The sequence below is a fragment of the Halovenus anhuiensis genome (assembly GCF_037080055.1).
GTDB lineage: Archaea > Halobacteriota > Halobacteria > Halobacteriales > Haloarculaceae > Halovenus.
On record NZ_JBAOJI010000002.1, the window covers coordinates 41,567 to 67,904 of the forward strand.

29 protein-coding genes are annotated in these 26,338 nt (G+C 62.4%); 18 read left to right on the forward strand and 11 right to left on the reverse strand.

Annotation, left to right across the window (positions count from 1 at the left end; all coding sequences use genetic code 11):
* Position 1: 1 nt before the first annotated feature.
* Positions 2 to 1,291 (forward strand): MFS transporter, encoded by a 1,290-nt coding sequence (locus V8P86_RS06035; protein WP_336326352.1) that lies wholly within the window; start codon positions 2 to 4, stop codon positions 1,289 to 1,291.
* 59 nt (positions 1,292 to 1,350) lie between these two features.
* Here V8P86_RS06035 and V8P86_RS06040 read toward each other — a convergent pair whose 3' ends face one another.
* The 3 genes from V8P86_RS06040 to V8P86_RS06050 are packed head-to-tail and all read right to left on the reverse strand — an operon-like array spanning position 1,351 to position 3,956.
* Positions 1,351 to 1,968 (reverse strand): class I SAM-dependent methyltransferase, encoded by a 618-nt coding sequence (locus V8P86_RS06040; RefSeq protein ID WP_336326353.1) that lies wholly within the window; start codon positions 1,966 to 1,968, stop codon positions 1,351 to 1,353.
* A 19-nt stretch (positions 1,969 to 1,987) separates the two neighbouring features.
* Positions 1,988 to 3,277, reverse strand: coding sequence for an O-acetylhomoserine aminocarboxypropyltransferase/cysteine synthase family protein (locus V8P86_RS06045; protein WP_336326354.1), 1,290 nt, complete (start codon positions 3,275 to 3,277; stop codon positions 1,988 to 1,990).
* Between the two features lie 46 nt (positions 3,278 to 3,323).
* The gene (locus V8P86_RS06050; RefSeq protein ID WP_336326355.1) at positions 3,324 to 3,956 is read right to left on the reverse strand and encodes a helix-turn-helix domain-containing protein; all 633 of its coding nucleotides are present in this window, start codon (positions 3,954 to 3,956) and stop codon (positions 3,324 to 3,326) included.
* 169 nt (positions 3,957 to 4,125) lie between these two features.
* On the opposite strand from V8P86_RS06050, the gene V8P86_RS06055 reads away from it, so the two are divergent.
* Positions 4,126 to 5,196 carry a radical SAM protein gene (locus tag V8P86_RS06055; protein WP_336326356.1) on the forward strand — a complete coding sequence of 357 codons (1,071 nt, stop codon included), beginning with the start codon at positions 4,126 to 4,128 and terminating at the stop codon, positions 5,194 to 5,196.
* Between the two features lies 1 nt (position 5,197).
* Here V8P86_RS06055 and V8P86_RS06060 read toward each other — a convergent pair whose 3' ends face one another.
* Complete coding sequence (locus V8P86_RS06060) at positions 5,198 to 6,334, reverse strand: AAA family ATPase (RefSeq protein ID WP_442909369.1); 1,137 nt, start codon at positions 6,332 to 6,334, stop codon at positions 5,198 to 5,200.
* A 183-nt stretch (positions 6,335 to 6,517) separates the two neighbouring features.
* Here V8P86_RS06060 and V8P86_RS06065 point away from each other — a divergent pair, with 183 nt between their 5' ends.
* Positions 6,518 to 7,306 (forward strand): SDR family NAD(P)-dependent oxidoreductase, encoded by a 789-nt coding sequence (locus V8P86_RS06065; protein ID WP_336326357.1) that lies wholly within the window; start codon positions 6,518 to 6,520, stop codon positions 7,304 to 7,306.
* 45 nt (positions 7,307 to 7,351) lie between these two features.
* Positions 7,352 to 7,642, forward strand: a complete 291-nt coding sequence (locus tag V8P86_RS06070; protein WP_336326358.1) for a transcriptional regulator — start codon at positions 7,352 to 7,354, stop codon at positions 7,640 to 7,642.
* 6 nt (positions 7,643 to 7,648) lie between these two features.
* Here V8P86_RS06070 and V8P86_RS06075 read toward each other — a convergent pair whose 3' ends face one another.
* Positions 7,649 to 8,065 carry a Rieske (2Fe-2S) protein gene (locus V8P86_RS06075; protein ID WP_336326359.1) on the reverse strand — a complete coding sequence of 139 codons (417 nt, stop codon included), beginning with the start codon at positions 8,063 to 8,065 and terminating at the stop codon, positions 7,649 to 7,651.
* 88 nt (positions 8,066 to 8,153) lie between these two features.
* Between V8P86_RS06075 and V8P86_RS06080 the strand changes: the two genes are divergently transcribed.
* Both V8P86_RS06080 and V8P86_RS06085 read left to right on the forward strand, forming a co-directional pair.
* Entirely contained in the window at positions 8,154 to 8,639 is a 486-nt protein-coding gene (locus tag V8P86_RS06080; RefSeq protein ID WP_336326360.1) for an NUDIX hydrolase, read from the forward strand.
* Positions 8,640 to 8,688: 49 nt separating this feature from the next.
* On the forward strand, positions 8,689 to 9,474 hold the full coding sequence (locus V8P86_RS06085) for a S24/S26 family peptidase (protein WP_336326361.1): 786 nt from the start codon (positions 8,689 to 8,691) through the stop codon (positions 9,472 to 9,474).
* Here the strand turns inward: V8P86_RS06085 and V8P86_RS06090 are convergent, their stop codons facing one another.
* Both V8P86_RS06090 and V8P86_RS06095 read right to left on the reverse strand, forming a co-directional pair.
* Positions 9,475 to 10,317, reverse strand: a complete 843-nt coding sequence (locus V8P86_RS06090) for a CPBP family intramembrane glutamic endopeptidase (protein WP_336326362.1) — start codon at positions 10,315 to 10,317, stop codon at positions 9,475 to 9,477.
* Between the two features lie 74 nt (positions 10,318 to 10,391).
* A complete protein-coding gene (locus V8P86_RS06095; protein ID WP_336326363.1) occupies positions 10,392 to 10,622 on the reverse strand; it encodes a hypothetical protein in 231 nt (76 codons plus the stop codon).
* A 295-nt stretch (positions 10,623 to 10,917) separates the two neighbouring features.
* Between V8P86_RS06095 and V8P86_RS06100 the strand changes: the two genes are divergently transcribed.
* Complete coding sequence (locus V8P86_RS06100) at positions 10,918 to 12,126, forward strand: hypothetical protein (RefSeq protein WP_336326364.1); 1,209 nt, start codon at positions 10,918 to 10,920, stop codon at positions 12,124 to 12,126.
* A 52-nt stretch (positions 12,127 to 12,178) separates the two neighbouring features.
* A complete protein-coding gene (locus tag V8P86_RS06105; protein ID WP_336326365.1) occupies positions 12,179 to 13,363 on the forward strand; it encodes a hypothetical protein in 1,185 nt (394 codons plus the stop codon).
* A gap of 42 nt (positions 13,364 to 13,405) precedes the next feature.
* Here the strand turns inward: V8P86_RS06105 and V8P86_RS06110 are convergent, their stop codons facing one another.
* The 3 genes from V8P86_RS06110 to dipA are packed head-to-tail and all read right to left on the reverse strand — an operon-like array spanning position 13,406 to position 15,267.
* Positions 13,406 to 14,236, reverse strand: coding sequence for an OapC/ArvC family zinc-ribbon domain-containing protein (locus V8P86_RS06110; protein WP_336326366.1), 831 nt, complete (start codon positions 14,234 to 14,236; stop codon positions 13,406 to 13,408).
* Positions 14,237 to 14,240: 4 nt separating this feature from the next.
* On the reverse strand, positions 14,241 to 14,627 hold the full coding sequence (dipB, locus tag V8P86_RS06115; RefSeq protein WP_336326367.1) for a divisome-positioning protein B: 387 nt from the start codon (positions 14,625 to 14,627) through the stop codon (positions 14,241 to 14,243).
* A 4-nt stretch (positions 14,628 to 14,631) separates the two neighbouring features.
* Positions 14,632 to 15,267, reverse strand: a complete 636-nt coding sequence (dipA, locus tag V8P86_RS06120; RefSeq protein ID WP_336326368.1) for a divisome-positioning GTPase DipA — start codon at positions 15,265 to 15,267, stop codon at positions 14,632 to 14,634.
* An 859-nt stretch (positions 15,268 to 16,126) separates the two neighbouring features.
* Here dipA and V8P86_RS06125 point away from each other — a divergent pair.
* A complete protein-coding gene (locus V8P86_RS06125; RefSeq protein ID WP_336326369.1) occupies positions 16,127 to 17,794 on the forward strand; it encodes a Cdc6/Cdc18 family protein in 1,668 nt (555 codons plus the stop codon).
* Between the two features lie 61 nt (positions 17,795 to 17,855).
* Here the strand turns inward: V8P86_RS06125 and V8P86_RS06130 are convergent, their stop codons facing one another.
* Positions 17,856 to 18,665 carry a DUF7839 domain-containing protein gene (locus tag V8P86_RS06130; RefSeq protein ID WP_336326370.1) on the reverse strand — a complete coding sequence of 270 codons (810 nt, stop codon included), beginning with the start codon at positions 18,663 to 18,665 and terminating at the stop codon, positions 17,856 to 17,858.
* A 147-nt stretch (positions 18,666 to 18,812) separates the two neighbouring features.
* On the opposite strand from V8P86_RS06130, the gene cbiT reads away from it, so the two are divergent.
* From cbiT to V8P86_RS06175, 9 genes are read left to right on the forward strand one after another with little or no spacing between them, the layout of a single operon-like run.
* Entirely contained in the window at positions 18,813 to 19,376 is a 564-nt protein-coding gene (gene cbiT, locus V8P86_RS06135; RefSeq protein ID WP_336326371.1) for a precorrin-6Y C5,15-methyltransferase (decarboxylating) subunit CbiT, read from the forward strand.
* Positions 19,373 to 20,275, forward strand: coding sequence for a cobalt-factor II C(20)-methyltransferase (locus V8P86_RS06140; protein WP_336326372.1), 903 nt, complete (start codon positions 19,373 to 19,375; stop codon positions 20,273 to 20,275). The genes cbiT and V8P86_RS06140 overlap by 4 nt, the downstream gene beginning before the upstream one ends.
* Entirely contained in the window at positions 20,272 to 21,132 is an 861-nt protein-coding gene (locus V8P86_RS06145) for a cobalt-precorrin-4/precorrin-4 C(11)-methyltransferase (protein ID WP_336326373.1), read from the forward strand. The genes V8P86_RS06140 and V8P86_RS06145 overlap by 4 nt, the downstream gene beginning before the upstream one ends.
* A 1-nt stretch (position 21,133) precedes the next feature.
* Positions 21,134 to 22,150: a cobalt-precorrin 5A hydrolase gene (cbiG, locus tag V8P86_RS06150; RefSeq protein WP_336326374.1), complete on the forward strand. Its 1,017-nt coding sequence runs from the start codon at positions 21,134 to 21,136 to the stop codon at positions 22,148 to 22,150.
* 1 nt (position 22,151) lies between these two features.
* Positions 22,152 to 23,075 (forward strand): precorrin-3B C(17)-methyltransferase, encoded by a 924-nt coding sequence (locus tag V8P86_RS06155; protein ID WP_336326375.1) that lies wholly within the window; start codon positions 22,152 to 22,154, stop codon positions 23,073 to 23,075.
* Complete coding sequence (gene cobJ / locus V8P86_RS06160) at positions 23,075 to 24,130, forward strand: precorrin-3B C(17)-methyltransferase (protein ID WP_336326376.1); 1,056 nt, start codon at positions 23,075 to 23,077, stop codon at positions 24,128 to 24,130. The genes V8P86_RS06155 and cobJ overlap by 1 nt, the downstream gene beginning before the upstream one ends.
* Complete coding sequence (locus tag V8P86_RS06165; protein WP_336326377.1) at positions 24,130 to 24,420, forward strand: ferredoxin; 291 nt, start codon at positions 24,130 to 24,132, stop codon at positions 24,418 to 24,420. The genes cobJ and V8P86_RS06165 overlap by 1 nt, the downstream gene beginning before the upstream one ends.
* On the forward strand, positions 24,413 to 25,114 hold the full coding sequence (locus V8P86_RS06170) for a cobalamin biosynthesis protein (RefSeq protein ID WP_336326378.1): 702 nt from the start codon (positions 24,413 to 24,415) through the stop codon (positions 25,112 to 25,114). Before V8P86_RS06165 ends, V8P86_RS06170 begins: the two co-directional genes overlap by 8 nt.
* Entirely contained in the window at positions 25,111 to 26,337 is a 1,227-nt protein-coding gene (locus tag V8P86_RS06175; protein ID WP_336326379.1) for a CbiX/SirB N-terminal domain-containing protein, read from the forward strand. The genes V8P86_RS06170 and V8P86_RS06175 overlap by 4 nt, the downstream gene beginning before the upstream one ends.
* Position 26,338: the final 1 nt, after the last annotated feature.

Below are 26,338 nucleotides of genomic sequence, written 5' to 3' on the forward strand. Positions count from 1 at the left end.
GATGAGTGAACCAGCCACCCTGAAACAGGGGATTCGCGAACACCTCGGACAGTTCTCGCTGCACGTCCTGCTGGTCTTCGCGACGGGGCTGACGATCGGGTCCCAGCGCACCGTCGTGCCCGTCCTCGGCGAGGAGGTGCTCGGCGTCGAATCGCTGTTCGTCATCGGTTCCTTCGTCGTCTCCTTCGGGATCGTCAAGTCGATCCTCAATCTCTACGCTGGCAAGTGGGGCGAAGAGTACGGCCGGAAGCCCGTGCTCGTCGCCGGGTGGCTCACGGCGCTGCCGCTGCCGGTCATCCTAATCGTCGCGCCCAGTTGGTGGTGGATCGTCGCCGGAAACCTGTTGCTCGGCATCAATCAGGCACTGACCTGGAGCATGGCGATCAACGCCAAAATCGATCTCGCGAGTCCCGATCAGCGCGGACTCGCGGTCGGGATCGACGAGTCCTTCGGCTACACCGGCGTGGCGGTCGGTGCCTGGATCACCGGCGTCATCGCCGGGATCTGGAACCTCCGCCCGGAGCCGTTTTATTTCCTGGCTGTCGTCGTCGTGCTGGCGGTGCTCATTTCGGTGTTCCTGATCAGAGAGACCGTCCAGTACGCACAGGCAGAGGGCGATGACGGCGACCACGACGCGAATCTCGCGTTCGGCGAGGTGCTCAAGCGAGCGACCTACGGCGACCGGACGCTGTTCGCCGCGGCCCAGGCCGGCCACATCGAGAACTTCGTCGACACGCTGTTCTGGATCGCCGTCCCGCTGTATCTCGTCAGTCAGGGCCTGGGAATCGCCGCGGTCGGTGTCGTCGTCGGGGCCCACAGCGCGATGTACTTCCTCCAGATCGGAACCGGGGGCCTCGCCGACCGGATCGGTCGTCGACCACCGGTCATCTGGGGCATGTTCCTGGCCGGCGGCGGCGTGCTCGGGATGGTCCTCGTCGAGGGGTATCTCGCGTGGGCCGCGCTGGCCGCCGCGTCCGGGCTGGGAATGGCGCTGCTGTATCCGAATCTGATGACGGTGCCGAGCGATGCGGCCCACCCGACCTGGCGCTCGGCCGGCATGGGCGTCTATCGGATGTGGCGCGATTCGGGCTACGCCGTCGGCGCAATCGCGATCGGACTCACGATGCAGTTCGCCAGCATCGAGACCGCGTTCTACATGACCGCACTCTTGATGTTCCTCTCGGGCGCGGTCGTGTACATCTGGATGGAAGAGACTCACCCCGAGTTCGGCACGCACGAGCCGCCAGCGCCCGCGACGGAGCCGGCGACTGGAGCGGTGGCCGAAGACTGAGGTTTCCTCGCGGTGCTGGGTTACCGCTTTTGGTGTGGGTCACCGCCGCTGGACCTGGCTCACCGCTGTGACCCGCCAGTCGGTGTCCCGACCACGGCGGTGATCGCGGCGGTGTTCGGGTCGGCGCTCTCGAAGACCGTCTCGTCCTCGATTCCGAGGAAATACTCCTTCGTGCCGTCGATGTTAGTGAGGAGTCGCTCGGCCAGCGCTTCGGTATCGCAGTGGGCCATGCGCTGGAAGTACGACCCCTCCCGCTCCAGATTCGACTGAACGTACTCCGAGCGGGTGTTCAGTACCAGCGCGATAACCGTGCCATCGGGATCCACCACGCGGGTCGTTTCGTCGATCGCGGCGTCGAGTTCGGGGATAAACTCCAGTGTCGCGACGAAGACGACGGTATCGACCGCATCGGTGGCGATCGGCAGTTCTCGGGCGTCGCCCACGAGAAACGGGGGCGGGGCTCGCTGTCGCGCCGTTCGAACCATCTCAGGCGAACGGTCGACACCGACGATATCGTACTCCGTAAACCGCTCTTCGAGCGAACCGATCCCACAGCCAACGTCGAGGATCCGGTCGTCGGAATCGACGTGCTCTTTCACGTATGCGGCCTCCCGGTCCATCACCGTCGAGCCGAATTCGCTCTCGCAGAAGCGCACGAAACTCTCGGGGTCGGTCATGCGTGAGTGCTCTGTGAGTTTACGTCGCGCTGTCGATGGCCTGATCCAGATCGTCGATGATGTCCTGGGTCCCTTCGAGTCCGACCGACAGCCGGACCATGTCCGGCGTCGTTCCGGAGGCTTGCTGTTCTTCCTCGGTGAGTTGCTGGTGGGTCGTGCTCGCGGGGTGGATGATCAGCGTCTTCGCGTCGCCGACGTTGGCGAGCAGGCTGGCGAGGTCGACCTCGTTACACATCTGTCGGCCGGCCTCGTAGCCCTGCTCCAGCCCGAACGTGATCATGCCGCCGTAGCCGCCGTCGAGGTACTCGCTGGCGTTGCCGTGGGTCTCGTGATCGCTCAGTCCGGGGTAGTTGACCCAGGCGACTTCGGAGTGGTCGTCGAGATACTCCGCGACGGCCATCGCGTTCTCGCAGTGTCGCGGCATCCGGTGGGGCAGGCTCTCGATGCCCTGCAGTGTCTGCCAGGCGTCGAATGGCGACTGCTGGTTGCCCAGATCTCGCAGGCCGCGAGCGATTGCGGTGTACATGAACGCTTGCTCGCCCATCGCCTCGGCGAAGTTGACGCCGTGATATGCGGGGTTGTCCTGCGCGATTTCGGGGTAGTCCTCGGCGTGGGCGCTCCAGTCGAAGGTGCCCCCGTCGACGACGACACCGCCGACGGTCGTGCCGGAGCCGTGAATCCACTTCGTCGTCGACTCCCAGACGAGATCCGCGCCGTGTTCGATCGGGTTGCAGAGCACCGGCGTGCCGAAGGTGTTGTCGACGAACAGCGGGATGCCGTGGTCGTCGGCAATCGATGCGAGGCGTTCGAAATCCGGCGTCACCAGCGCGGGATTGCCGATGGTCTCGCAGTGGATGTACTTGGTGTTCTCGTCGATGGCTTCCTCGTAGGCCTCGTAATCCAGCGTGTCGACGAAGCGGGCTTCGACGCCCTGTCGCGGCAGGGTGTGCGTGTAGTAGGTGTAGGTGCCGCCGTACAGCGAGGAGGCGGTGACGATGTTGTCGCCGGCATCGGCGAGGACGAAGTCGGTCAGATTGAGCGAGGCCATCCCGGAGGCAGTCGCGACTGCACCGACGCCGCCCTCCATCGCGGCGATCCGCTCCTGGAGCATCTCGACGGTCGGGTTCATCAGCCGCGAGTAGATATAGCCCGGTTCCTCTAGGGCGAACTGACTGGCGGCGTCCTCAGCATCGTCGAAGACGTAGGATGTCGTCTGGTAGATCGGCGGTGCGCGCGCCCCAGTGGCGGGATCGGGTTCTTCCTGTCCGACGTGCAGCGCTTTCGTCTCGATGGAATCGTCGTCACTCATACATCGGAGAGAAAAACCGCTCAGTACGTGAATCTTCCCCCGAATCTCACTCCCGAACGAGCAGTTCGTCGAGCAGTTTCGACTGTGCGGCGTTGAGATGTTCGGTGAACGTCGAGGGTTCGATATCCAGTGCCGCCGACACCTCGCTGGCGTTCGAATCTCGGGGATACTCGAAGTAGCCCATCTCGTGGGCGGTCGCGAGGACCTCCCGCTGGCGGTCGGTCAGTCGGCGGAGATCAACCGGAACGAGTTCGGATTCGCCGGCGTCGTCTCGGCCCTGCACGAGATACTCGATCCGGACCGTTCCAAAGCGGTCGTTCAGGTCACCCAGTAGCTCTCGGAGTTTGTCGACGTCGCCGGCGTGTAGTGTGACGTGGAGGTTGCCGTTGGTCGCGTGGGCGTCGGTGACGGGACCGAGCGACTGCTCGATATACTCACAGATACAGGGATCGTCGTACTCGCGTTCGAACTCGTAGACCTGCTGTGTGCCGTAATCGAAGACCTCCTCGGCCTCGCTATCAGCCGGTTCCGCTGCCGACGTGAACTGCTCTGTGACTGTCCCTTCGGACTCGGTCGTCCAGGAGACATCCCGGAGCGGACTGTCCGTACTCGCCGAACTCGCCGCCACTGGGCACTGGTCGGGTCGCTCGAAGACAAATTCCGCGCGAACTCCTGACATGGAGATTACTACGTAACGGCCCACAAAATAACGGGACTAGATTTCCCACGGGGTGAGAATCCCCGAAACCGGCCGAGTGAGCGTGAGTCGGCCGAACATGAACGGGTCAGTTCCCAGCGGACAGGAATCTGCTCGGTCGTCTTTTGTCCGCGAATCGAAGCGACTGCCAATGCGGGGACTTGACACGAGCAAGCGGCCGGTTGTCTTCATCTGGGAACTTACCCAGGCCTGCGAGTTATCCTGTGAACACTGCCGGGCGGACGCACAGCCACACCGCCATCCCGACGAACTGAGCACCGACGAGGGCAAGCAACTGCTGGCGAACGTCAGCGAATTCGGCGACGGCCAGTTGGTCGTCCTATCCGGGGGCGATCCCTGCAAACGCGAGGATCTCGTCGAACTGATCGAGTACGGCACCGATCTCGGCCTCTCGATGACGCTGACACCCAGCGGGACGGATGCTTTGACCGAGGAGATAATCGAGGATCTGGCCGACGCCGGCCTCAAGCGAATCGCGCTGAGCATCGACGGCCCCGATCCCGACTCACACGACGCATTCCGGGGCGAGTCGGGTAGTTTCGAGCAGACGATGCGGGCCGCCAAGGCCGCCTCGGATGCCGGGTTGCCGCTGCAGATCAACACCACCGTCTGCCAGCGGACCGTCGAGGGATTGCCCGCTCTCCGAACGCTCGTTGCCGACCTCAATGCCGTTCTCTGGAGCGTGTTCTTTCTCGTCCCGGTCGGCCGCGGCCGGGTGCTCGATCCAATCTCTCCAGAACGCTCCGACGACGTGATGTCCTGGCTCGGCACCGTCGTCGACGAAGAAGATTTCGCCCTGAAGACGACCGAGGCCCCGCACTATCGACGCGTGATGGCCCAGGAGGAAAACGAGGGCGGCAAGCGCCGCGGCGGCGTCATCGCCGGCGACGGATTCGCATTCGTCAGCCACACCGGAGAGATGTACCCTTCCGGATTCCTGCCGGAGTCGGTCGGCAACGTCAAAGAAACGGATCCGGTCGACCTGTACCGCAACTCGGAGTTGTTCGAGCGACTGCGGGACCGCGACCAGTTGGAGGGGAAATGTGGGGCCTGTCCGTTCCGGTCGATCTGCGGCGGTAGTCGGTCGCGGGCGTACGCCTACACCGGTAATCCGCTCGCAAGCGATCCGCTCTGTCCGTTCGTTCCCGAGGAATACGACGGGCCGCTTCCCGATCAAGAGTTGCCGATGCCTGGCGATTGAGTTACTGATCGCGCCGGTCGGGGTTGCGATTCGATTGTCTCTCCCGGCCGGCCGCGTTCTGTTGGTGGTTCTGATTCCCCTGGCTCTGCTGGCTCTGGCCCGGGGGAGTGGTACCGTCCCGGCGAGTGGGGTCGTCGCGGTACTCGGTCCCGCCGTTGGCGGCGGCGTGGGTCGGTTCGGGTTGGTCCTCGTCGACGGCGGGAACCGGGACGTTTCCGAGCGCGTCCTCGACGATCTCGGTTGGGCTAATCTCTCGGACGCTCGCGTCCGCGCCCAACACGAGGCGGTGAGCGAAGACCGGTCCAGCCATCTCCTTGATATCGTCGGGCACGACGTACTCCCGGCCGGCGACGGTCGCGCGAGCACGAGTGGCCTCGAACAACCGCTGGATGCCACGGGGCGAAATCCCCACTTCGACCCGGTCGTCGAAGCGGGTCCACCGACCGAGTTCGATGATATAATCCCGGAGTCGGGGATCGACCTCGACCGCTTCGGGAACCTGCTGGAGTTCGCGGACCTGGTCACCGTCAAGAACCGGTTCGATAGAAGGGGTGCGCTCGCTGCGGCCGGCCCGGCGGTCCAGCAGGAGTCGTTCACCCTCGGCGTCGGGATAGCCCAGCGAACTCTTGATCATGAAGCGGTCTCGCTGAGCCTCGGGCAGACCGAACGTGCCCTCCTGCTCGACGGGGTTCTGGGTCGCGATGACGAAAAACGGCTCCGGAAGGTCGTAGGTCTCGCCGTCGACGGTGACCTGTTTTTCGCCCATCGCCTCCAGCAGGGCCGCCTGGGTCTTCGGTGGCGCGCGGTTGATCTCGTCTGCCAGTACGACGTTCGCGAAGATGGGGCCGCGGGAGAACTCGAACTCGCCGCTGGCGTCGTTGTAGATGTTCGAGCCCGTGATATCCGCGGGGAGGAGATCCGGTGTGAACTGGATTCGCTGGAAGGACAATCCCAGCGCGGTCGCGAACGTGCGTGCGGTCAGGGTCTTTCCTGTCCCGGGGACATCTTCCAGCAGGACGTGTCCGCGGGCGAGGATCCCAGTCAGGGTCGTGCGCAGAAACTGCCGGTCGGCGATGACAGCCTCTCCGATGGCGTCGATAACCGCTTCGGAGCGCTGTCCGGCCGTCTCGTGATCCATACACACATATCGACGACACGCGAGCAAAAGTCTCCTGATTTTCCAGCCCGAGAACAGGTTCAATCACCGTTCTGGCGGGACAGCACCACAGGGCAGAGTATTGAACATTGTAACTCGGATCGGAATAGTGAAACAACATTGTACGACCTTTTATTAGTACCCGCCTGCAAATCCGGAGTAGCTATGACAGCACCAAACACGGAGCGATTCAGTGTCGACGGGAAACGTGCGATCATCACCGGCGCATCCAGCGGGATTGGCCGGTCGATTGCCGAAGAGTTCGCCGCCGGCGGCGCGGACGTTGTCATCTGCTCCCGAGAGCAGGACAACGTCGACCCGGTCGCCGAGGAGATCAACGAGAGCGAGCGGCCCGGCGAGGCGCTGGCCATCGAGTGTGACGTGACCGACCGTGAGGCTGTCGAGGCACTCGTCGAGGCCACAGTCGAGGAGTTCGGCGGCATCGACGTGCTCGTCAACAACGCCGGCGCGAGTTTCATGGCCGGTTTCGACGATATCAGCGAGAACGGCTGGAAGACCATCGTCGACATCAACCTCCACGGCACCTATCACTGCACGCAGGCCGCGGCCGACCACCTCGAAGAGAGCGGCGGTAGCGTGATCAACTTCGCAAGCGTCGCCGGCCAGAAAGGCGCACCCTACATGAGCCACTACGCCGCCGCGAAGGCCGGCGTCATCAACTTCACGTCGACGGTCGCTCACGAGTACGCCGACCGCGGCATCCGCGTCAACTGCATCGCCCCTGGCTTCGTCGCCACGCCGGGCGTCGAGTCCCAGATGGGCGTCAGCGCCGACAACATCGACCGCAGTGAGGTCGACCGCCGGATCGGCGTGAGCGAAGAGATTGCCGATATCACGCAGTTCCTCGCCAGCGAGGCTTCCTCCTACATCATCGGCGAGACGCTCACCGCCAAGGGTGTGCCGGACATCATGGAAGAGACGCCCGAGGCCTGACGGGACTGGCGAAACCCCGATTAGGCGGGCCGCCGTAGCGTCGGTATGCGCGAGGCCGAGCGGACGACACGCCAGCGAATCGCCGACCGACTGCGGGAAGAGCCACTGCAGGCCGGGACGATTGCCAACGAGTTCGACATCACGACCCAGGAGGCGCTCAGCCACGTCGAGCACATCTCGAAATCGCTCTCGGACGGCCCCGAACAACTGCTCGTCGCGCCCCCGGAGTGTCGGGAGTGTGGATTCGACGAGTTCGATGACCTGATCAATCGACCGAGTCGCTGCCCGGACTGTAAAAGCGAGAACGTCGAGGAACCACTGTTTCGGGTCGAATAGGACAACTCAGTTGCCCGAGAAGCCGATCCGGCCTCGCGACGAGAGGTCGTGTTCGCCCGAGGGACCGAGATTCTCGAAGTCGTACGTGTCGTCGGTGAGGTAGACCACACCGTCCTCGACGGTCACGCCGAGTTCTTCGATGGTCGCGCCCTCACAGGGACCGTACGTGCAATCGCCAGTCTCTGTCTCGAAGGTCGCGCCGTGTTTCGTACAGACGAGTTCGTCGTCGCGAACTGTTGCACCGCTGCCGGAATCGAGGCGAACGTCTGTCCAGTGCGGGCAGTAGTTTTTCAGCGCGACCACACCGTCGGCGAGTTTGAGGAGAATCGCTTCCTCCTTGTCGAAGCCATCACGGATCGTAAAGAGGAGACTGCTGTCTGCCGGCACGTTTTCGACGGGCGCGATTCGGCTGTCTTCGTCCATCGTCTCTCTGTGAGGGATACGGCCAGTTCAACGTACCGGTGGGAAGCGAGGACATAACGCATTAGCGGGTGCTCGCCTTGGGGAGGGTATGGAGACGACACGGCATTTCGTCGCGACGGTGTACGTCGTCAACGACGGCGCAGTCGCGCTGCACGAACACGACAAACTCGATATGTGGCTGCCGGCCGGCGGCCACATCGACCGTGACGAGTTGCCACACGAGGCGGCAAAGCGAGAGACTCGCGAGGAGTTGGGGCTGGACGTAGCGCTTGTGACCCCCGATTCCGCAGGACTGGAATCCGAAACCGCACGCTCGATCCCGAAACCCCAGCATTTCCTGCTCGAAGATATCAACGTCAGCGACGGCGAAGTCGGCCACCAGCACATTGATTTCATCTACTACGGCCGCGCCGAGAGTCGTGATCTCGACCCCGGACCGGGCGAGGCCCCACCGGAAGCGTGGGTGTGGTTCACCCCCGAGGAACTGGACGGCAACGAGATGCTGCCGGCGGATGTCCGGGAGGCCGGCCAGCGAGCAATCGACGCCGTGGAGGGCACCAGCGACGGACGATGATGGTCAGCGAAGCAGAAGATTCAAGCGAGAGAGGGGGCAAAGGCCCACGATGACTGCCCCCGAGGAGCGCGACGAACCGGGCGATCCCGGGGATCGACCTCCGGCGGCTGACGGGACACACAGATCTGCAGATGAAACGAGGGGGGAGAGGACCACCAAGCCGGGAGAAACCGGATCCGCCGGCGAGTCCGATTCCCGGAATAGACCCACAGCCGGCGGAACACGCGATCCGCCGAGGGCGACGCGAGCGAATGGGCCAGATTCGGGCGAACCCGACGAACTGACGATGTTCCTCAGAGACATCGTTACGAGCGTCGGCGCAGTCCTGCTGGTCGGACTGTATATTTTCATGATCAGCGGCGTCTGGCCGCCGATGGTCGCCATCGAGAGCGGAAGCATGGAGCCGAACATGTCTCAGAACGATCTGGTGTTCGTCATGGAGACCGACCGCTTTCAGCCCGAGGCAGCCCACGACGAGACCGGTGTCGTAACTGCCCAGCAGGGAGCCGAAGCCGGCTACGAGAAATTCGGGCAGGACGGCGACGTGATCGTCTACAATCCCCAGGGGAACGAGGAGGTGACACCGATCATTCACAGGGCGATGTTCTGGGTCGAGGAGGGCGAAAACTGGTGTGAGAAGGCAAACGAGTCGTACGTCTCTGATCCCCAACTCTGCGAGGAGGCACCTCACGCCGGGTTCATCACCAAAGGAGACCACAACCCGACCTACGATCAGTCGGGCAACGGGAACCTCGATCCGGTCAAACCGGAGTGGGTCGTCGGCACGGCGGAGCAGCGAGTCCCCGGACTGGGCTGGCTCAGACTGCAGTTTTGATCAGGCGGCCACCTCCAGCCCTCTGACGAGAATCTGGACGCCGTTGAACGTGACGTGGCCGATAATCGGAACGAACAAATTGTCCGTGTAGTGGTAGGCAAAGCCCAAAACCAGCCCGAACGTGACGAACATCCCGAAGGCGAGCGCTTCGCCGCCGGAACCGACAGAGACAGTCGAGTGGATCGACGCGAAGAGGACGCTCGGAACCGCGATACCGAAAATGGCGTGCGTCCCGTCGGTGAGGCGTCGCTGGAGGAGGCCGCGGAAAAACAGCTCTTCCATGGGGACGGCGACCAGCGAAGAAACGACGAACAACACGAGATAGAACAGGGGGTCGGGGGCCTGTCCGGCGGCCGATTCGGCCGGCGCAATGTCGAGTAGATTGAACAGGACCGTCGCTGCCACGGTCACGAGCATCAGCCCGAGTCCGACCGCCGTCCCGTAGAAGACGGTCCACTGCGTACACTCCCTGAGCCTGAGATACGACCGCCAGCGCTGGCGATGGGCGAGGAGATACGCCGCCGCTGGAACACCGAAGCCGAGCACCTGAAGCGCGGCCGTATTGACAAACAGCCTTCTCAACGATCCTGGCTCACCCATCGTGACGACGGCGCTGAACGCGGCGACGAGGCTCTCCGAAAGGACCATCGCGCTCGCGAACAGCCCCAGCGTGACCACGAGGGCGACTGCTCCCCGCGTGATCGGCGTCCGCATCGATGGCGAGAAGCGAGCAACGAACCGGGCAGATGGGCCGGGAGCGGTGGCTGCGCCGGACTCGTCGGACGGGGTCGCTGAGTCAGACTCATCGGCAGGGGTCGCTGAATCATCCGCTGATCGAGCCATTCGTACGGCTGTGCGAACACCAGCAGTAAATCTGTTCGGAAACTAAACCGATCGGAGTCGGTGGGAGCGAGCGATCAGGTGCCTGTGGTATCGAACCGGTAGCGGTAGGGTTGGTCTCTGATAACTTCGACTTCGCCAGTTTCCGCACGACGCCCCAACACGGTCGCGATACGATGTGCGCTCTCGAATTCCTCGTCGTGTTCCTCGAGCAACTGCAGAATCTCACGGGCCGTCAGCGGTCCGTCCGCATCGGCTTCCTCCAGAACCGTGCGGATACGCTCGAACTCGCTGCGGTGTATGCTCATACGTATGTCAAGGCCTTCCATACACATTAAACGGCGTCAGACATCTATCGTAATTTTAACAGTTGATAATCGCCTGACGAGGGTGGGGAAATACTGTCAGCCGTTGTCATACACGCTGTCTGTCAGTCCGGTTGAGATCTATGCGGACGGGAGCGAGCGACTCGGCAGAATCTGCGATAAGATTTATCAGTATCAATAGCGACCTGCTAGTACTGAAACGATGAACGGCTGGGAACGAAAACCGGGGAATTCGGGGTTAGTGACGCGTGACTAGCGGAATGGGAGGAGGAGACCGATGAGTACGGGGCGAACACTCGCCGTTGTACTGTTGAGTGTCCTGTTGACGATCACCTTGTTCGGTGCGACGGTCGCGACAGGGGTCGAACGAACCGCTCTCGACGATCAGTACGTCGCGGAGCAGTTCGAGGACGAACAAGTCGACGCCAAAATCGGGGGTGAATTGAGAGGTGAGATTGCGACGAAAATCGATCGCTCTGACGAACAGCGTGAGGTCCCGACGGGCATTTCGATCGATCTCGACGGAGAGACAGTCGCCAACCGGACCGTGACCGACGAGTTCGTCGCCGGGGAGTTGAGCCGGAACATCGAAATCGGGCTCCGATATCTCCGCGGAGAGACAGAAGAACTCGATCTGCGGACCAATCTCCGGGAGATCAAGGCGTCGATCAGAGCAGAGATTATCGACGGGACGACGGTCGATACGCCGCAGTTGGTCGGCGCGAACACCGACCGGATTGGCGCGGAACGGATCGCGATGCTCAGCGAGGGTGAACAGGAGTACCAGGAGGCCCAACTCGATCTCAGCGACGAAGAACGCGCCGAACTCGAAGCCGAGATCGAAACGAACGTCAAACAGCAACTCTCGAATACGTCCGACGAGTTGGTTGGGGCCATTCTCGATCACCAGTACACCGTGCTCGACGGACTGACCGGCGAGTTGACTCACGAGGAGTACGTCGAACAACTCGCTGCGGACGAACAACGGATCAAGGCGGCAATCGGTGACGCCGCACTCGCAGAGGTACCCGACGAGCAATCACTAGTCAGCGAGGACGACGATCCAGAGTCTACGCTTGGGCCGGTCCGGACTGGAGCATCTCTCACGGTCACGTTGGCGTGGCTCCTGCCGCTGCTCGCCGCCGGACTCCTCGCTGTGGTCTACGGGGTGAGCCGGTCGGTCGATCGGACCGCAACGGTGGGTGGAACCGGATTCCTCGTGGCCGGGATCCTCGGAGCGGTTCTCGGATTCCTCGCTGGTCCGGCGTTGAAAGGAACAGTCGGTGTCGGGAGTGAGGAGTCCGATCCAATCATCGAAGGAATGGTCGCCGTAATCGACGGAACACTCCAAACGGTCGGGACGCAGTCGCTGGTCGTCGCGCTCGTCGGGTTCGTCGTTCTCGTGGCCGTGGTTGCCGACCGACGCGGACTGTTCGACGGCGTGCGGAGTCGGCTGAATCTCGATCCACGGGCGAATAGTCGGTAACAGACAGCTTCCACTCGAAACGGATCCCTATTTTATTATCCGTTGGAACGGTATGTCAGACAACAGGATGGCCGAAGAGAATCCCGGACCAGACGGAGAGCACAGCGGCGGTCAGCCACCGACGGCGGCCGGCGGCGCGCCGTGGGCAGAAGACGATGCGCGGCCGGGCGCCGAACAGGGCGGCGGAGCGCCGGCAGCGGGTGGTGCCGGGTCGGGGACAGCAGACGGCGAGACGCGCCGGCAACTGCTGAAAGCCGGCGTCGGACTCGGTGCAGTCGGCGTGATCGGCTACGCGTATCTCCAGACTCAGGAGGAAGTTACCGCTGCGACGGACGGATCGACGGTCGACGACGTACCCGAACGCTCAGAGTTCGTCTTCAGTTGGACCGGAAGCGAACTGCTGACTGACGACGGATTCGTGACTGCCACCGATCAGGAACTGGGGACGCTGGCTATCGACGGCGCGAGTAGCACGTCCGAACTGTTCGAGACGATCACTGCCGCGACCGCCCTCGATCCACGGGAAATGGGGGAGGTGAGCGCGTTCGGTGGGATGCCGACCGAGTCGGGAACTTACGCCGGGCTCATCTTCGAGTCCGACACGGACCCACAGACGGTTCGGGACCGTTTGGCCGAACGCGGGCATCTACTCGACACTGTTGAGTATCGCGAACAGACGATGTGGGTGACCAGCAGCGATCGACTCTCGTGGGAGCTCCTGCTCTGTCATCTCGGCGGGAATCGATACGCACTCGGGTCGAGAACGGAACTCGAAGCAATCGTCGACCTGCGGGCTGGAGATGGACGCCGGATCGGCGGCGGCGCAATCGACGGCTTCGACGAGGCTGAGGAGGGGATGCTTCGCGGCGGGTTCGTCGTTCCACCCGAAACGTTCGCCAGTCTCGAACTCTCGTTCGCGACGGGGCTGGCCGATGCCATCGAATACGGCTCCGCCAGTCTGTCGGCTGACGGCGTCCTGACGGTGACACTCGTTGCACCGAACGATTCGATGGCCCAGGATCTCGATCAGACGCTCAATGCGCTTGGCCAACTCGACAGAGAAGATATCTCCGCACAGGTCGGCGGCGACTCGGCGGTCGTCGAGGTAATTCTGACGATTCTCGAGGATATCGACACCGAGGTCGACGGATCGTCGGTACGGGTAACTGTCGCCGACGGATTTCGGGTGCCGGCGGTCGTACTCGGCGTGTTGCTCGAACGTGGAGTTAGTGGCTGAGTTGGCCTTCGCGGAATAGCACCGAGTTCGTCGTCGAGGAGGTCAATCCTGCCAGTGTTCCGGAACCTGCACGGTGTACTTGCCGTCTTCCTGCAGGGCAATGATATACTCCTCGCGGTCGAATAGCTCCATCAGATTGAGTTCGTACTGACCGGGTTCCAGCACTTTGATCGACTCAAACTGCTGGTTGAGTTCGGCACGGAGCTCCGAGAGATCCGGCCGTTCGGTCTGCTCCGGTTCGTCTGGTTCTGGCTCGGTCTGAGGACCGGGTGTTGTCTGCTCCCAGCCGGATTGCTCGGGTTTCGGTGGGAGTTCTTCCGGTGAGATTACCTCACTCCGGGCGCTGGCCTGGGCGTCGTTTTCGGAGTCGGCCGTTTGCATCGAGGCCGACTCGGATTCGCGCAGGCTGTCCGCGCTGGTGGCTGTCTCCGGCCCACCTGTCGACGGCGACGCAGGTTCGGAACGACGCTCGGTCGTGCCAGGGCTCGATGTCGCAGTCCCCTCGGACCGTTCCGCTGTAGTCGACAGCTCCGACCCCTTCGGTTCCGCTGGAGTGGACAGCTCCGAACGCTGTGACTGTGCTCCCGAACTCGATTCCGGCGTCGGTGGGCGTTCCGTCGACGCCGGCGAATTCGACTCCGGAGCCGAACTCCCGACGAAATCCCGGACTGCAGTCGCGGCGCTACCGACTTTCCGAGCGACTGAAGAACCCGGCTCTTCGACCGACGGTGGCTCCTCCGGTGTTGGCTCCTGGTCGGCGTGTCCGTCCGGGAGAAACTGGAATTTCGTCCCGCCGCAGCTCGGACAGCCCGACAACATCTCTTTCGAACCGTCGTCGAACTGCCGGCCGCAGTCTGTACACTGGTGTGGCATTGGCCTATTTCCGTGAAACGAGCGTCTGGATGATCGTCTCGTCTTTGTGCAGCGTCTCGATCTGGTTTGCCGGGCCGATAACCGTGAGCTTGTTCGTCGATTCCCGACCCATGAGCCGGTCGAGGAAACTCGCGTCCGCCGTCTCCGACCGGGGGTAGGTCTCGATTTCGATCCCGTTGAACTCGTCGGGGCTGATCTCCGTCATCGTCACTTCGATCAGGCGAGACTCTTCGTCCGGGGTGAGTCCTTCTTCGAGGATGACGATGTTTCCGTCACGGACGCCATCGAGGATGAGCCGGATCTTCTCCATACTCGCCAATCCGTCCATCCGTGCCGCGCTGATAAGATCGATCTGAACGCCCTCGCCGTCTGGTTGTGGTGTCGTCGACATGATATCACCCGAAGTACTCCGCGATTTTGTCGTACACTTCGTCCATGTTGTCGCCTTCGAGTGCCGACAGCGGAATGGTTTCGTGTTGTGGGAAGGCGTTTCTGATTCGCTGGACGCTCGAATCTTCGAGATCGATCTTGTTGGCCAGGATTAGTACTGGAAGATCCTGGCTCTCGATGATCCCGATCAACATCGTGTTGACCTGCGTGAACGGATCGGTCGTCGAATCGAGGACGTAAATCACGCCGTCGACGTCCTCCCGAAGCCAGTGCATGGCCTCGGCGACTCCCTCTGTCGCTTCGCGGGAGCGACGAACGGCGTCGTCTTTCTCCATGTCGTGTTCGAGGAACTCGGTGTAATCGACCTTCGTCGCGACACCCGGCGTGTCGACGACATCGATGGTAACGGTCTTGCCGTCACGCTCGATTTCGACGTTTTCCTTCCTGCGTGCGCGTCGCGTCTCGTGTGGCACGTGGCTCTCCGGACCGATGGCGTCACCGTGCTCGGTCCAGTCCCGCGCGATGCGGTTTGCGAGGGTCGTCTTCCCAGCGTTCGGCGGACCGTAGATGCCGATCCGCTTGGGCTCCTCGTCGGAGAACAACGTTGCGATACTTGATCTGAGGCTTGTTAGCAGTCCCATCCTTTCCTCCTGACCCCACAAATGGGGCTTGACTCAACAAGCCGACGCTACTTACTTAAGAGTATGTCAGACATACATCAAACTAGTATCACGAATCGAACAGAACCACCGGACTGAAGCGGGATAGACGCTCGAATCAGATGAAGAGAGTGTCTAACGCTGCGACACATCGAGATCGGCTCCCGAAGCAGCGACACCTGCTCGCCCTTGTTCCAAGAAGTATCTCGGGAGGTGTTTCTGTCCGGAAACCCCTCCCCCCCACCCCTTCGTTTCAACTGGAACGACGTGAGCCACCATCCTGTGCGTGGGGGAGTTCGGGAGAGTGTTCGATTTCGTATCTATTCGAATCACCAGACTTCGGCCAAACTCTCGACTTCGTCTAGATAAATACACTAGGAATACTAGTAAAATAACGTCGACTAGCTAGCGTATTCTATTTCTTTCTAGTACGGGTTTGGTTAACGTACACTCAATATAAAACTTTCCTAGTCTAGAGCGAAACGATTCGATCACCCCCCGGTCCCTGTTCTAGCCGTTCCACCCGAAACGAAGGGGTGGGGGGGTCAGTGGGGAAAGCGTTACTCATAGTTCCAATTCATTTCGAGGCGGTTCTCGTTCGTCTCGTTCTCACTTGGTAACACTTTCTCACACTTCCTCAGAGAGAAGGCGTACGAACAATCGAAATCTTTAATATAGTCTCAACCGGGGTTTCTTGTGGTTCATTTGGACGCGACGGATATCCGAGACTCCCGATTTCGACACGTCTGAGGTCTGGTAACCGGGTCTTCCGTTTGCGTCCCGCGGTTTCCACTCGAAACGAAGGGGTAGGCTGGAACCGAGCGACGTACACAAACGACGCATGACAGACACGAACGAACACTCTCACGAGGAGACAGGCTCAGTTGATTCCGGGACAGAAGACGAAAGCGTCGGCTACGAGGAGGACGACGCCACGGCAGCTGAGGACCACCTTCGTGGTGAGAGTTCTCCGTCGGGGCTCTCTGACACCGATCAGAATGCGACGCAAGACACCGAAGTCGACCCGACCCTCTCAGATTCGGACGACCAGGCTTCGGACGACGACATCCCCGAAACGCGAATCGACGAGATGCTTCGCGACGAGACACCCGACGAAGAGGGTCCCTCTCGCGGTCTGTTCGACGACCTTCTCTCGGGGGAGCCGATTTTCGAGAAGAAGGAAGTCCTTCGCCCCTCGTACACTCCTCGGAAACTCCCGCATCGCGAGGATCAGATCAACAACATGGCGACGATTCTCGTCTCCGCGCTGCGCGGTGACACACCGTCGAACATTCTGATCTACGGGAAGACAGGGACCGGCAAGACTGCGAGCGCGAAATTCGTCAGCGAGGAACTCGAATCCACCTCGAAGAAGTACGAGGTCCCCTGTGAGGTCGAGTACATCAACTGTGAGGTGACCGACACACAGTACCGGGTGCTCGCGCAGTTGGCCAACAAGTTTATCGACAAGAACCGCACGCGGATCGACGAGAGCATCGACGAGTACGAATCGTTGATCGAACGCGCGCGCGAGAACCCAGCGGCACTCTCCGACGTCGAGTTCGACTCCATCGAGGCCGTCGAGGACGAAATCGAGACACTCGAATCCGAGAAAGACTCGTTCAGCGAGGTCCCGATGACTGGCTGGCCGACCGACCGCGTCTACAACTCCTTTTTCGACGCGGTCGATTACCGCGAGCGCGTGGTCGTGATCATGCTCGACGAAATCGACAAACTCGTCGAGAAGTCCGGTGACGACACACTGTACAATCTCTCCCGGATGAATTCCGAACTCGAACGCTCCCGCGTCTCGATCATGGGCATCTCCAACGATCTGAAGTTCACAGACTTCCTCGACCCCCGCGTCAACTCCAGTCTCGGTGAGGAAGAGATTGTCTTCCCACCCTACGACGCCAACCAACTCCGGGACATCCTCGAAGCCCGCGCCGAGATTGCGTTCAAAGACGGCGCGTTGACCGACGAGGTCATCCCGCTCTGTGCGGCCTTCGCTGCACAGGAACACGGCGACGCCCGCCGGGCGCTGGATCTGCTCCGAACCGCGGGCGAACTCGCCGAGCGAGACGACACCAACCACGTCGAGGAGGATCACGTCCGGGAGGCCCAGGAGAAAATCGAAATCGACCGCGTCGTCGAAGTCGTCCGCACGCTCCCGCAGCAGTCGAAACTCGTCCTCTTCGCGATCATCCTTCTCGAAAAGCAGGGTGTGCACAACATCAACACCGGCGAGGTCTACAATATCTACAAACGGCTCTGTGAGGAACTCGACACCGACGTACTCACTCAGCGCCGTGTCACCGACCTCATCAGCGAACTCGATATGCTCGGCATCGTCAACGCCGTCGTCGTCTCGAAAGGACGGTACGGTCGCACCAAGGAAATCAGCCTCTCGGTTCCACTCGAAGAGACGGAAGCAGTCTTACTCTCCGATTCCAGACTCGGGGATATCGAGGACGTACAACCGTTCGTCCAGGCTAGATTCGATAACTGAGACCGATCATTTCCCAAAATCTATCCCCTTTGTTTCGACTGGAGTAGCCAGTTCCTACGATTCAGTCGGCACCGTCGACGACTTCGTAGCTCACGTTTTGCTCTCTGAGTTTGTCGGTGTGCCGTGATAGCGCGTCTGTTGCGGCGAGCAGGAGCACGTCGAGTCCCTTCGCTGCGGCCTCCTGAACCGCCTCGGGACTCCCGAACCGAATATCTGGATCGAGTCCGGTTCGATCTGCGAGTGCGACGGCCTCGGCACCGGCGACGGCGATCAGATCGTATTCGTCGGCCAGTTCGGTGACTCGCTCACCGTCGACCGCTCTGCTCCCGCCGTTTTGGACCTGCGGGATCGAGACGACCGCGACCGTGCCGAGTTCGTAATCGACGACGCCCTCGAAGTTCGTGATCCCCACGTCGTCTCCCGGCTCTGCCGCTGTCACTGCGACGGCAGTTGCACCCCCGGTGTCGCCAGCCATCGCTCGCAACACCCCGTCCTGCATAGTCATCGTCACCGTTTCGCCTTCGCTGATCTCCGTGGAGGCAATTGCGGTCTCGGTCTCGACCTGTCCGATCACGTCCTCGGAGACGTGATCGACGAATTCCCGGAGGTCGTCGGTCTGTGAGATGAGCCAGTCGACGCCCTCTTTCGTCACCTCGTACCGCCCTCGACCGTGTTTGTTTACGTAGCTCTGCTCGACGAGATCTTGCAGATAGTCGCTGACTGCCTGTGCGGTGATCCCGATGGCGTCCGCAATCTCCTGTTGGTTCACTGCTGGCTGGCGCTCTGCGATCTCGACCAGAATCTGGTATCTGGTCGCGTTCCGTTTGCTTCGGAGCACCCCAAACTCCCCCGGATCCGTCTCGTTGGCCATTACCGGATCTCAGTGCCGAAAGCGCAAGTAAGTTTTCACTAGCAACCTCTCGATTGTGGAATTCCTGCGTTTCTGCCCACTTTAGACAATTTTATTTACTCTAAAACAACCAAAATTGTTTTACGTCCTACGCAAGTTGTGTATCCCATGGCACAGCCACTGCTTCCACACGACGCGAAAGCCGGCCCGACCAAAGCGGAGGTCAGGGCAGTGTTACTTCGCAAACTCGATTTGGGGCCGACCGACCACTTCGTGGAGGTCGGCTCTTGCACCGGGGCCGTCACCATCGAGGCGGCCCGACGGGCGGGTCGGGTCACAGCGCTCGAACGGAAGCCCGAGCGACTGGAGACGACCCGCAAGAACCTCGCGGCCAACGACGTCGAGGCCGAAATCGAACTCCGCCGGGCGGAGGCACCCGAGGGGCTACCGGACGACGCCGATGCGCTCTTTCTCGGGGGGAGCCGCAACTATCCGGAAATCCTGGATCACGCAGTCGAAACCGGGGTGTCTCGGGTGGTGATGAACGTCTCCAGACTCGAAGTCGCGGGCGAGGCGACTGCGGCATTTCGCGACAGGGATCTTCTGGACGAGGTCGTCCAGTTCCAGGTCAGCCACGGCTACGAACTCGCGGGCGCGACGAGTTTCAACTCGGACAACCCGGTGTACATGCTTGTCGGCGGGACTGGTAGCGATTCGGAGGGGGAGCAATGACGCTGTACGGTGTCGGACTCGGTCCCGGTGACTCCGGGCTAGTTACCGTTCGCGGTCGGGAAGTACTGGAGTCTGCCGATGTCGTCTACACTCCCGGCAGACTCTCCCGGTCGGTCGCGACCGAGTACGTCTCCGAACAGCGACTCGGTGATCTGGACTTCCCGATGACCCGCGACGAGGACGAACTGCGGCGGGCGTGGAAAGACGCCGCAAGCGAAATTGCTCCGCGCGCACGCGAAGACACTGCTGCCTTCGTCACGCTCGGCGACCCAAACGTCTACTCGACCTTCGGCCATCTCCGCCGAACACTCGCGGCGTTCCATCCCGAGGTCGACCTTGATCTCGTCCCCGGCGTGAGCGCCGTGACGGCGTTTACTACCGCGCTCGGCGTCGAAATCGCCGCCGGAGCGAGTCTCACGCTCCACGAAGCATCCCGCGGCGCGGCCCCGACCGGGCCGGATCGGATGATTCTCTTCAAGGTGACCGATGCCCCGGCGACCCACGAGCAACTGACCGAGGCGGGCTACGAGGTGACCTTCGGCCGGCGGCTGTACATGGACGACGGCGAGACGGTCGTCACCGACGACCCCGACGAACTGGCCGAGCGGGATTACTACACGCTCGCGTACGCGGAGAAGGAGGGGATCGATTCGACGCCAGCCACAGCGACGTTCGGGACGGCCGACGACTCCCGATCGACCGGAACAACAGTAGATTCGACACAGCCGAAACCCCGGACGGACGGCAACGGACTCTCGACGCAACCGGGTCGTGATCCGACCAACTGCGGCGACCAGCCCGAAAGCTACCTCCAGCGGTCCCAGCGCGAGATCATCGAGATGGAGCGAGCAATCGGAGAAGCTTGTGGCGACGAACTTCCGGAGGTGCCGCCGCGATGACCGACCCACAACGAGCAATCGACGAACGGGGCCGACAACCCGCCGCCGAACGTGACGACAGAATCACCGAACATAGCGCTGGCGACCGACAGGAAGGAATCCCCTTTATCGGCGCTGGGCCGGGCGACCCCGGCCTGCTGACGGTCACGGGCAAGGAACTCATCGAGGAGGCGGATCTGGTCGTCCACGCCGGATCCTTAGTCAACAGCGACCTGCTCGAACGGTACTGCGCAGACGCCGAGCAGGTGACGAGCATCGGCAAGGATCTCGAAGAACTGGTCCCGCTGATGCGAGACGCCTACGAAGAAGGCCGCACGGTCGTCCGACTGCACAGCGGCGATCCAGCCATCTACGGCGCTGCCGTCGAGCAGATGGACGCACTCGAACACGAGGGCGTGCCGACCTACATTGTTCCCGGTGTGACCTCTGCGTTCGCCGCCAGCGCCTCGCTGCGAACGCAACTCACGCTCAACGGCGTCGCGAACCACGTCGCCTTCACCCGGCCGCAGGGCACGACCCTCGATCCCGAGGACGACCACATCGGCGAGTTCGTCGAGATGGGCGATGTGACGACCTGTATCTACCTCGGAACCCACGCTATCCCGGAGACGATGGACCGCCTCCAGGAGGACGGCCACGACCCCGACACCCCAGTCACGGTGGTCTATCACGCGTCTTGGCCGGACGAAGACATCATCGAGGGGACCATCGAGACCATCGGCGACCGCGTCGAGGAGGCTGGCTACCGCGCGTCGGCGATGGTGATCATCGGGGACGCGGCGCGGAAGGCCGGCTACGACCGCTCGTATCTCTACGATGGCTGGGCGAACCGATCATCAGGCGAGGCGGACGATTAACATGAGTACTGACACAGACAGCGATACGACAGAACCGAACGAGACAGACAAATCGAGCGACGAAAACAGCGACTCCGGCGGACACTGCTCGACACCGGACTCGGACGGCGAGGTGGCTGAGGAAATCGCGATCATCAGTTTCGATCGGAAGATGGACACCGCCGAGGAGATCGCGGCGGAACTCGACCCGGAATACGACGAGATTGATATCATCGAGTACCACGGCGAGGTCTTCGCCGAGCACTGGGGCGAGTACGACTGCTTCGTCGGCCTGATGGCCTCTGGGATTGCGATGCGCAAGACCGCCCCCCTACTCGACGACAAGTGGGACGACCCCGCCATCGTCGTCATCGACGAGGCGCTGACGTGGGCGATCCCGATCACGGGCGGCCACCACGGCGCAAATCAGGTCGCACACGATCTTTCCCAACTCGGCGCGGTCCCGGCGATGACAACCGCCAGCGAGGCGGCGGGCAAGCAGGGCGTCGAGAGCAAAGCGAAAGCACTCGATACCCACGTCGTCAACGGCGATTCGACAGTCGCGACGAATCTCGCCGTCCTAAACGATGAACTCGGCCCGGTCACGCGTCTCGACGGCCCCAAAGCGGTACTGGTCGGCGACGACGTGACTGTTCTCAAACGAAACGGTGACGAGGGGGTCGTTCTCGGGACGGGCACCGTTTCGGGTGTGGACAAAGAGCAGGTCGTCGACGCCTGGAAACAGGCCCTCGCTGACCTGGATCTCACACTCGACGACGTGGATTTCGTCGCCACAGGCACACGAAAGGAAGGCGAGGAGGGACTCTACGAGGCCGCACAGGAGATCGGTGCGGGTGTCGTCCTCTTCGAGAAGGAAACGCTGGAGGAGTTCGAGGGCCCCTCGGATTCTCGCTCGAAGGAACTAATCGGTTGGCCGGGAATCGCCGAGGCCTCGGCCATCGCGGGCGGCCGCGAGCACGAACTCGCCCGCGAGAAGGAGCGCTTCGACGAGGCGGTCACCGTGGCGGTGGGGCGGTAAGATGACCGCCGATACTACTCCCGACGACTACGGAACGCTCTACGTCGTCGGGATCGGTCCGGGTCTGCCACACGACATGACCCAGGAGGCCAAGGATATCATCTCGACGGCTGACTGTGTCATCGCCTCGAACCTCTATCAGGAGTTCCTCCGGACCGACGGGACGCTCCCGCCGGAGAGCGCAGCCATCGACGCGGCGACTGACGGCGGCACCAGTGCCGAGGATCTGACCACTACCGCCGGCCCCGGCAGCGAGGACGGAACCATCCTCGAACGGCCCGACGGCAGCCACCAGACGCTGATCCGCTCGTCGATGGGCCGCCAGATCGAACTCGCGCGGGAGGCCTTCGAGCGCGTCCGCGCCGGCCAGACGGTCGCTCACGTCTCAGGCGGCGACCCGAACGTCTACGGCAAGAGCGACTTGCTCTTCCTGATGGCACAGGAAGAGGAGGCGACTGACGTTCCAATCGAAATCGTCCCCGGCGTCACCGCCGCCCTCGGCGGCGCGGCCAACGTCGGCGCGCCGCTGTCGAACGACTTCTGTACGATTTCGCTGTCGGACAAGTGGCGCGGGTGGGACGAAATCGCGGAGAAACTGCGAGCCGCGGCGATCAGCGGCTTCGTCATCGTCCTCTACAACTGCTGGCGAGACTACGAGCGCGCAATCGAGGTCATCCGCGAGGAGCGGGCCGACGACGTGCCCGTCGCCATCGTCAACGACGCCGGCCGCGGCGACGCCGGCCGGAATCTCGACGACGAGACGGAGACGTTCTGCCGACTCGACGAGGCAACGGACCACGACGACGAAGTCGGTGGGATGGGCACCTCGATCATCGTCGGCAACCACGAAACCGAACGCTGGAGCAACGACTACGAACAGTTTCTCGTCACCCCACGCGGCGGGCGTGACGTGGAGGACTTCTAATGAGTACTGACAATACCACCGAGACGACGGACGCGAGCACTGAGACAGAAACAAGTACCGGCACCGAAACGGAGGCGAGTACTGAACCGGAGACCAACACCGAATCCAAATGCGGCGCGAGCAGTACCACGGAGTCGAAATGCGGGGCCAGCAGCTCCGAGCCTGAGACGGACAGTACCCCGAAGTGTGGCGGAAGCTCCGATTCGGAATCGTCGAGTTCGGGTTGTGGTGGCAGTTCCTCTGAGAAGGAAGTCGCCTCGACAGTAGATGATTTCGACGCCGATCCCGGCCAACTACTGGCAATCGGACTTGGCCCCGGCCAGCCCGAAGGGATGACCCAGCGCGCTCGCTCGGCGTTGTTCGACGCCGAACACATCGTCGGCTATACCACCTACGTCGATCTCCTTCCCACGGAAATCACCGACGACGCCGAAGAGATCTACGACACGCCGATGTGCGGCGAAGTCTCCCGGACTGAGGAGGCAATCGACCGCGCGCTGGCGGGCAACGACGTGGCGATCATTGGCAGCGGCGACCCGAACGTCTACGCGCTCGCGGGCCTCGCACTCGAAATTCTCGAATCGAAGGGCGCGACCGCGAGCATGGTCGACTTTGAGGTCGTCCCCGGCGTTCCCGCTGCCCAGTCCTGTGGCGCTCGACTCGGCGCACCGCTGGTCAACGATACCGTCAGCATTTCGCTGTCTGATCACCTCACGGACATGCCGACCATCGAATCCCGCCTGCACGCCGCTGCCAAGGAAGGATTCACGATCACGGTCTACAACCCCTGGAGCCGCAAGCGCCGGGAGAATTTTCAGAAGTGCTGTGAGATTCTGCTCGAACACCGCGACCCCGACACGCCGGTCGGAATCGTCCACGGTGCAGGCCGCGAGGACGAGGAAGTCGAGATTGTCGACCTCGCCGAACTCGAAGAACTGGGCGAGAGCGACCTGATCGACATGACGACGACGCTCGTGGTCGGCAACGAGGAAACGTACGTCTGGGACGACCGGATGGTGACCCCGCGCGGCTACGAATCCAAGTACGATTACTGATGAGTACGAGCTACCAGATCCGACTCGACCGCGACGCCTGTGAGGGCATCTTCGCCTGTCTCGTCCGCGACGACCGCTTCGCCGAGGACGACGACGGACTCGCGACAATCGACGTGGGCGGCGTCCAGCGCGAGGGCGACGACCTGATCGCGACAGTCGAAGATGAGCAGATTGAGACCGCCCGGCAGGCCGAGGCTGCCTGTCCGGTCGATGCGATCAGTGTCACGCCGACGAACGAACTCGACCAGCCGTCGACAGCACAGACGACGACGGAGGTGGGCGATGACTGACACCGAACCGACGCCCGAACCCACTGCTGACCTCCTCGAAGCGAGCCCCGAAACGGCCTATTTCTGGGGCCGCGTCGCTGCCGACGGCGACCTGACCGACGAGGCAGTCACTGTCAGAGCCAGCGACGAGCAAGCCGCCGATGCGCTCGCAGCGCTGACCGGTGTCGACGATGTCGACCACAGTCAGACCGCGCGCACCTCGGCACACGACAGTTCGATCGTCCGCTACGACGAGGAGTACGAACTCACCGTCGTCGGCGCGCCAGCGGACCGCGCGAGCGCGGCGCTCGGCCTCCCCCAGTCCGGCACGCCCGGCGGGTATCGCTTCGGTGCGTTCAGCGAGCAGTACAGCCAACTCCTCCGCGGGATGCTCGAAGCCTGCGGGACGATCTGTTTCCGCGAATCGTCGGGATCGGTCGGCATCTCCTTTGTCCACGACGACGAGCAGTTCCTCGACACCGTTCGCTCGCTGCTTGACGAAATCGAGCCACACGTTCCGACCGAAGACCTCGAAGAATCGTCCTCTGGCGGCTACTGGTTCTCCGTCGCCGACGACGCCGATATTGACGAGTTCGCAGCGTGGCTCTACGCGGGCAGCGAGCAGTCGGGGCTGTATGCCGCCGACCGGAGACAGAAACTCCGCCGAAGCGTCGAACGGGCGACTGACAAGGAGACGGGTGAACTCTCGGCATGACGACGAACGCACCGGCCCCCGCAAAGTCGCTCGACAGCGAGGCGGTCTTGCTCGTCGGCCACGGCTCTCGCCGGGAGAAATCCAACGAGCAGGTCCGCGAACTCGCCGCCTCGCTCGAAGAGCGACTCTCGGTTCCAGTCGATGCCGGCTTTCTCGAACTCGCCTCCCCCTCGATATCGGAGGCAATCGATGGCCTCGCCGCGAGCCACGACCGAATCACGGTCGTCCAACTCTCGCTGTTCGCCGCGAGTCACGTCAAAAACGACGTGCCGCTGGCGGTCGAACAGGCCCGCGCCGAACGGCCGGAGACAACGATCCACAACGGCGCACACCTCGGTGTCCATCCCGCTATCGTGGATCTGCTCGATGACCGTGCCGCGGCCGTCGAAGACTCACTCGGCGTCGACCGGACCGAAGACGACGTGGCTGTCGTCCTCTGTGCCCGCGGATCGAGCGACCCCGACGCCAACAGTGACGCGGCCAAACTCGCACGCCTGCTCTACGAGGGCCGCGAGTTCGCCTCCGTCGAAACTGCCTTCATCGGCATTACGGATCCAGAACTCGAATCTCGGCTGCACACGGTCGCGAAGGATCGACCCGACGCGGTCGTCGTCCTGCCGTACATGCTCGGAGATGGCGTGCTCACCCAGCGCGTCCGCGACCACACCGACGAGTTCGATGACGACTATCCGTACGTCGCGGCCGCAGCGGGCGATCCGCTGGGGACTGACTCCCGACTGCTCGACGTGCTCGGTGATCGCTGGCAGGAGGCCCGTACCGAGAGCGTCCAAATGTCCTGTGACACCTGCAAGTACAAGGTCGAACTCGACGGCTACGAGGAAGATGTCGGCGGTGCGCGAGCGATGCTTCGGGCGCTGACCCATCAGGAGGAACACGCCGACCGCGAAAACGTCGACGACGACCCCCACGTCCACGACGCGCCGGCCAAACACGTCGCTGTCTGCACGAACCAGACCTGCGCCGCCGACGGCGCGCCGGCGGTTCTCGAACGACTCCGCCAAGAGGTCCGGGATTCTGAGGCCTGCGACGCCCGGATCACCCGAACCTCTTGTCTGGGTCGCTGCGGCGAGGGGCCGATGGTCGCCGTCTATCCCGACGGCGTCTGGTACGGCGGCGTCGAAACTGATGATGCCGAAGCAATCGTTTCGTCCCATCTCGACCGGGATCGCATCGTTTCTTCACTTGTCGATCAAACACTGTAAC

What these genes read in the sequence shown, in the direction of transcription:
- V8P86_RS06035 (WP_336326352.1), top strand. Translation starts at nt 2, where the DNA reads ATGAGTGAACCAGCCACCCTGAAACAGGGGATTCGCGAACACCTCGGA.
- V8P86_RS06040 (WP_336326353.1), bottom strand. Translation starts at nt 1,968, where the DNA reads ATGACCGACCCCGAGAGTTTCGTGCGCTTCTGCGAGAGCGAATTCGGC.
- V8P86_RS06045 (WP_336326354.1), bottom strand. Translation starts at nt 3,277, where the DNA reads ATGAGTGACGACGATTCCATCGAGACGAAAGCGCTGCACGTCGGACAG.
- V8P86_RS06050 (WP_336326355.1), bottom strand. Translation starts at nt 3,956, where the DNA reads ATGTCAGGAGTTCGCGCGGAATTTGTCTTCGAGCGACCCGACCAGTGC.
- V8P86_RS06055 (WP_336326356.1), top strand. Translation starts at nt 4,126, where the DNA reads ATGCGGGGACTTGACACGAGCAAGCGGCCGGTTGTCTTCATCTGGGAA.
- V8P86_RS06060 (WP_442909369.1), bottom strand. Translation starts at nt 6,334, where the DNA reads ATGGATCACGAGACGGCCGGACAGCGCTCCGAAGCGGTTATCGACGCC.
- V8P86_RS06065 (WP_336326357.1), top strand. Translation starts at nt 6,518, where the DNA reads ATGACAGCACCAAACACGGAGCGATTCAGTGTCGACGGGAAACGTGCG.
- V8P86_RS06070 (WP_336326358.1), top strand. Translation starts at nt 7,352, where the DNA reads ATGCGCGAGGCCGAGCGGACGACACGCCAGCGAATCGCCGACCGACTG.
- V8P86_RS06075 (WP_336326359.1), bottom strand. Translation starts at nt 8,065, where the DNA reads ATGGACGAAGACAGCCGAATCGCGCCCGTCGAAAACGTGCCGGCAGAC.
- V8P86_RS06080 (WP_336326360.1), top strand. Translation starts at nt 8,154, where the DNA reads ATGGAGACGACACGGCATTTCGTCGCGACGGTGTACGTCGTCAACGAC.
- V8P86_RS06085 (WP_336326361.1), top strand. Translation starts at nt 8,689, where the DNA reads ATGACTGCCCCCGAGGAGCGCGACGAACCGGGCGATCCCGGGGATCGA.
- V8P86_RS06090 (WP_336326362.1), bottom strand. Translation starts at nt 10,317, where the DNA reads ATGGCTCGATCAGCGGATGATTCAGCGACCCCTGCCGATGAGTCTGAC.
- V8P86_RS06095 (WP_336326363.1), bottom strand. Translation starts at nt 10,622, where the DNA reads ATGAGCATACACCGCAGCGAGTTCGAGCGTATCCGCACGGTTCTGGAG.
- V8P86_RS06100 (WP_336326364.1), top strand. Translation starts at nt 10,918, where the DNA reads ATGAGTACGGGGCGAACACTCGCCGTTGTACTGTTGAGTGTCCTGTTG.
- V8P86_RS06105 (WP_336326365.1), top strand. Translation starts at nt 12,179, where the DNA reads ATGTCAGACAACAGGATGGCCGAAGAGAATCCCGGACCAGACGGAGAG.
- V8P86_RS06110 (WP_336326366.1), bottom strand. Translation starts at nt 14,236, where the DNA reads ATGCCACACCAGTGTACAGACTGCGGCCGGCAGTTCGACGACGGTTCG.
- dipB (WP_336326367.1), bottom strand. Translation starts at nt 14,627, where the DNA reads ATGTCGACGACACCACAACCAGACGGCGAGGGCGTTCAGATCGATCTT.
- dipA (WP_336326368.1), bottom strand. Translation starts at nt 15,267, where the DNA reads ATGGGACTGCTAACAAGCCTCAGATCAAGTATCGCAACGTTGTTCTCC.
- V8P86_RS06125 (WP_336326369.1), top strand. Translation starts at nt 16,127, where the DNA reads ATGACAGACACGAACGAACACTCTCACGAGGAGACAGGCTCAGTTGAT.
- V8P86_RS06130 (WP_336326370.1), bottom strand. Translation starts at nt 18,665, where the DNA reads ATGGCCAACGAGACGGATCCGGGGGAGTTTGGGGTGCTCCGAAGCAAA.
- cbiT (WP_336326371.1), top strand. Translation starts at nt 18,813, where the DNA reads ATGGCACAGCCACTGCTTCCACACGACGCGAAAGCCGGCCCGACCAAA.
- V8P86_RS06140 (WP_336326372.1), top strand. Translation starts at nt 19,373, where the DNA reads ATGACGCTGTACGGTGTCGGACTCGGTCCCGGTGACTCCGGGCTAGTT.
- V8P86_RS06145 (WP_336326373.1), top strand. Translation starts at nt 20,272, where the DNA reads ATGACCGACCCACAACGAGCAATCGACGAACGGGGCCGACAACCCGCC.
- cbiG (WP_336326374.1), top strand. Translation starts at nt 21,134, where the DNA reads ATGAGTACTGACACAGACAGCGATACGACAGAACCGAACGAGACAGAC.
- V8P86_RS06155 (WP_336326375.1), top strand. Translation starts at nt 22,152, where the DNA reads ATGACCGCCGATACTACTCCCGACGACTACGGAACGCTCTACGTCGTC.
- cobJ (WP_336326376.1), top strand. Translation starts at nt 23,075, where the DNA reads ATGAGTACTGACAATACCACCGAGACGACGGACGCGAGCACTGAGACA.
- V8P86_RS06165 (WP_336326377.1), top strand. Translation starts at nt 24,130, where the DNA reads ATGAGTACGAGCTACCAGATCCGACTCGACCGCGACGCCTGTGAGGGC.
- V8P86_RS06170 (WP_336326378.1), top strand. Translation starts at nt 24,413, where the DNA reads ATGACTGACACCGAACCGACGCCCGAACCCACTGCTGACCTCCTCGAA.
- V8P86_RS06175 (WP_336326379.1), top strand. Translation starts at nt 25,111, where the DNA reads ATGACGACGAACGCACCGGCCCCCGCAAAGTCGCTCGACAGCGAGGCG.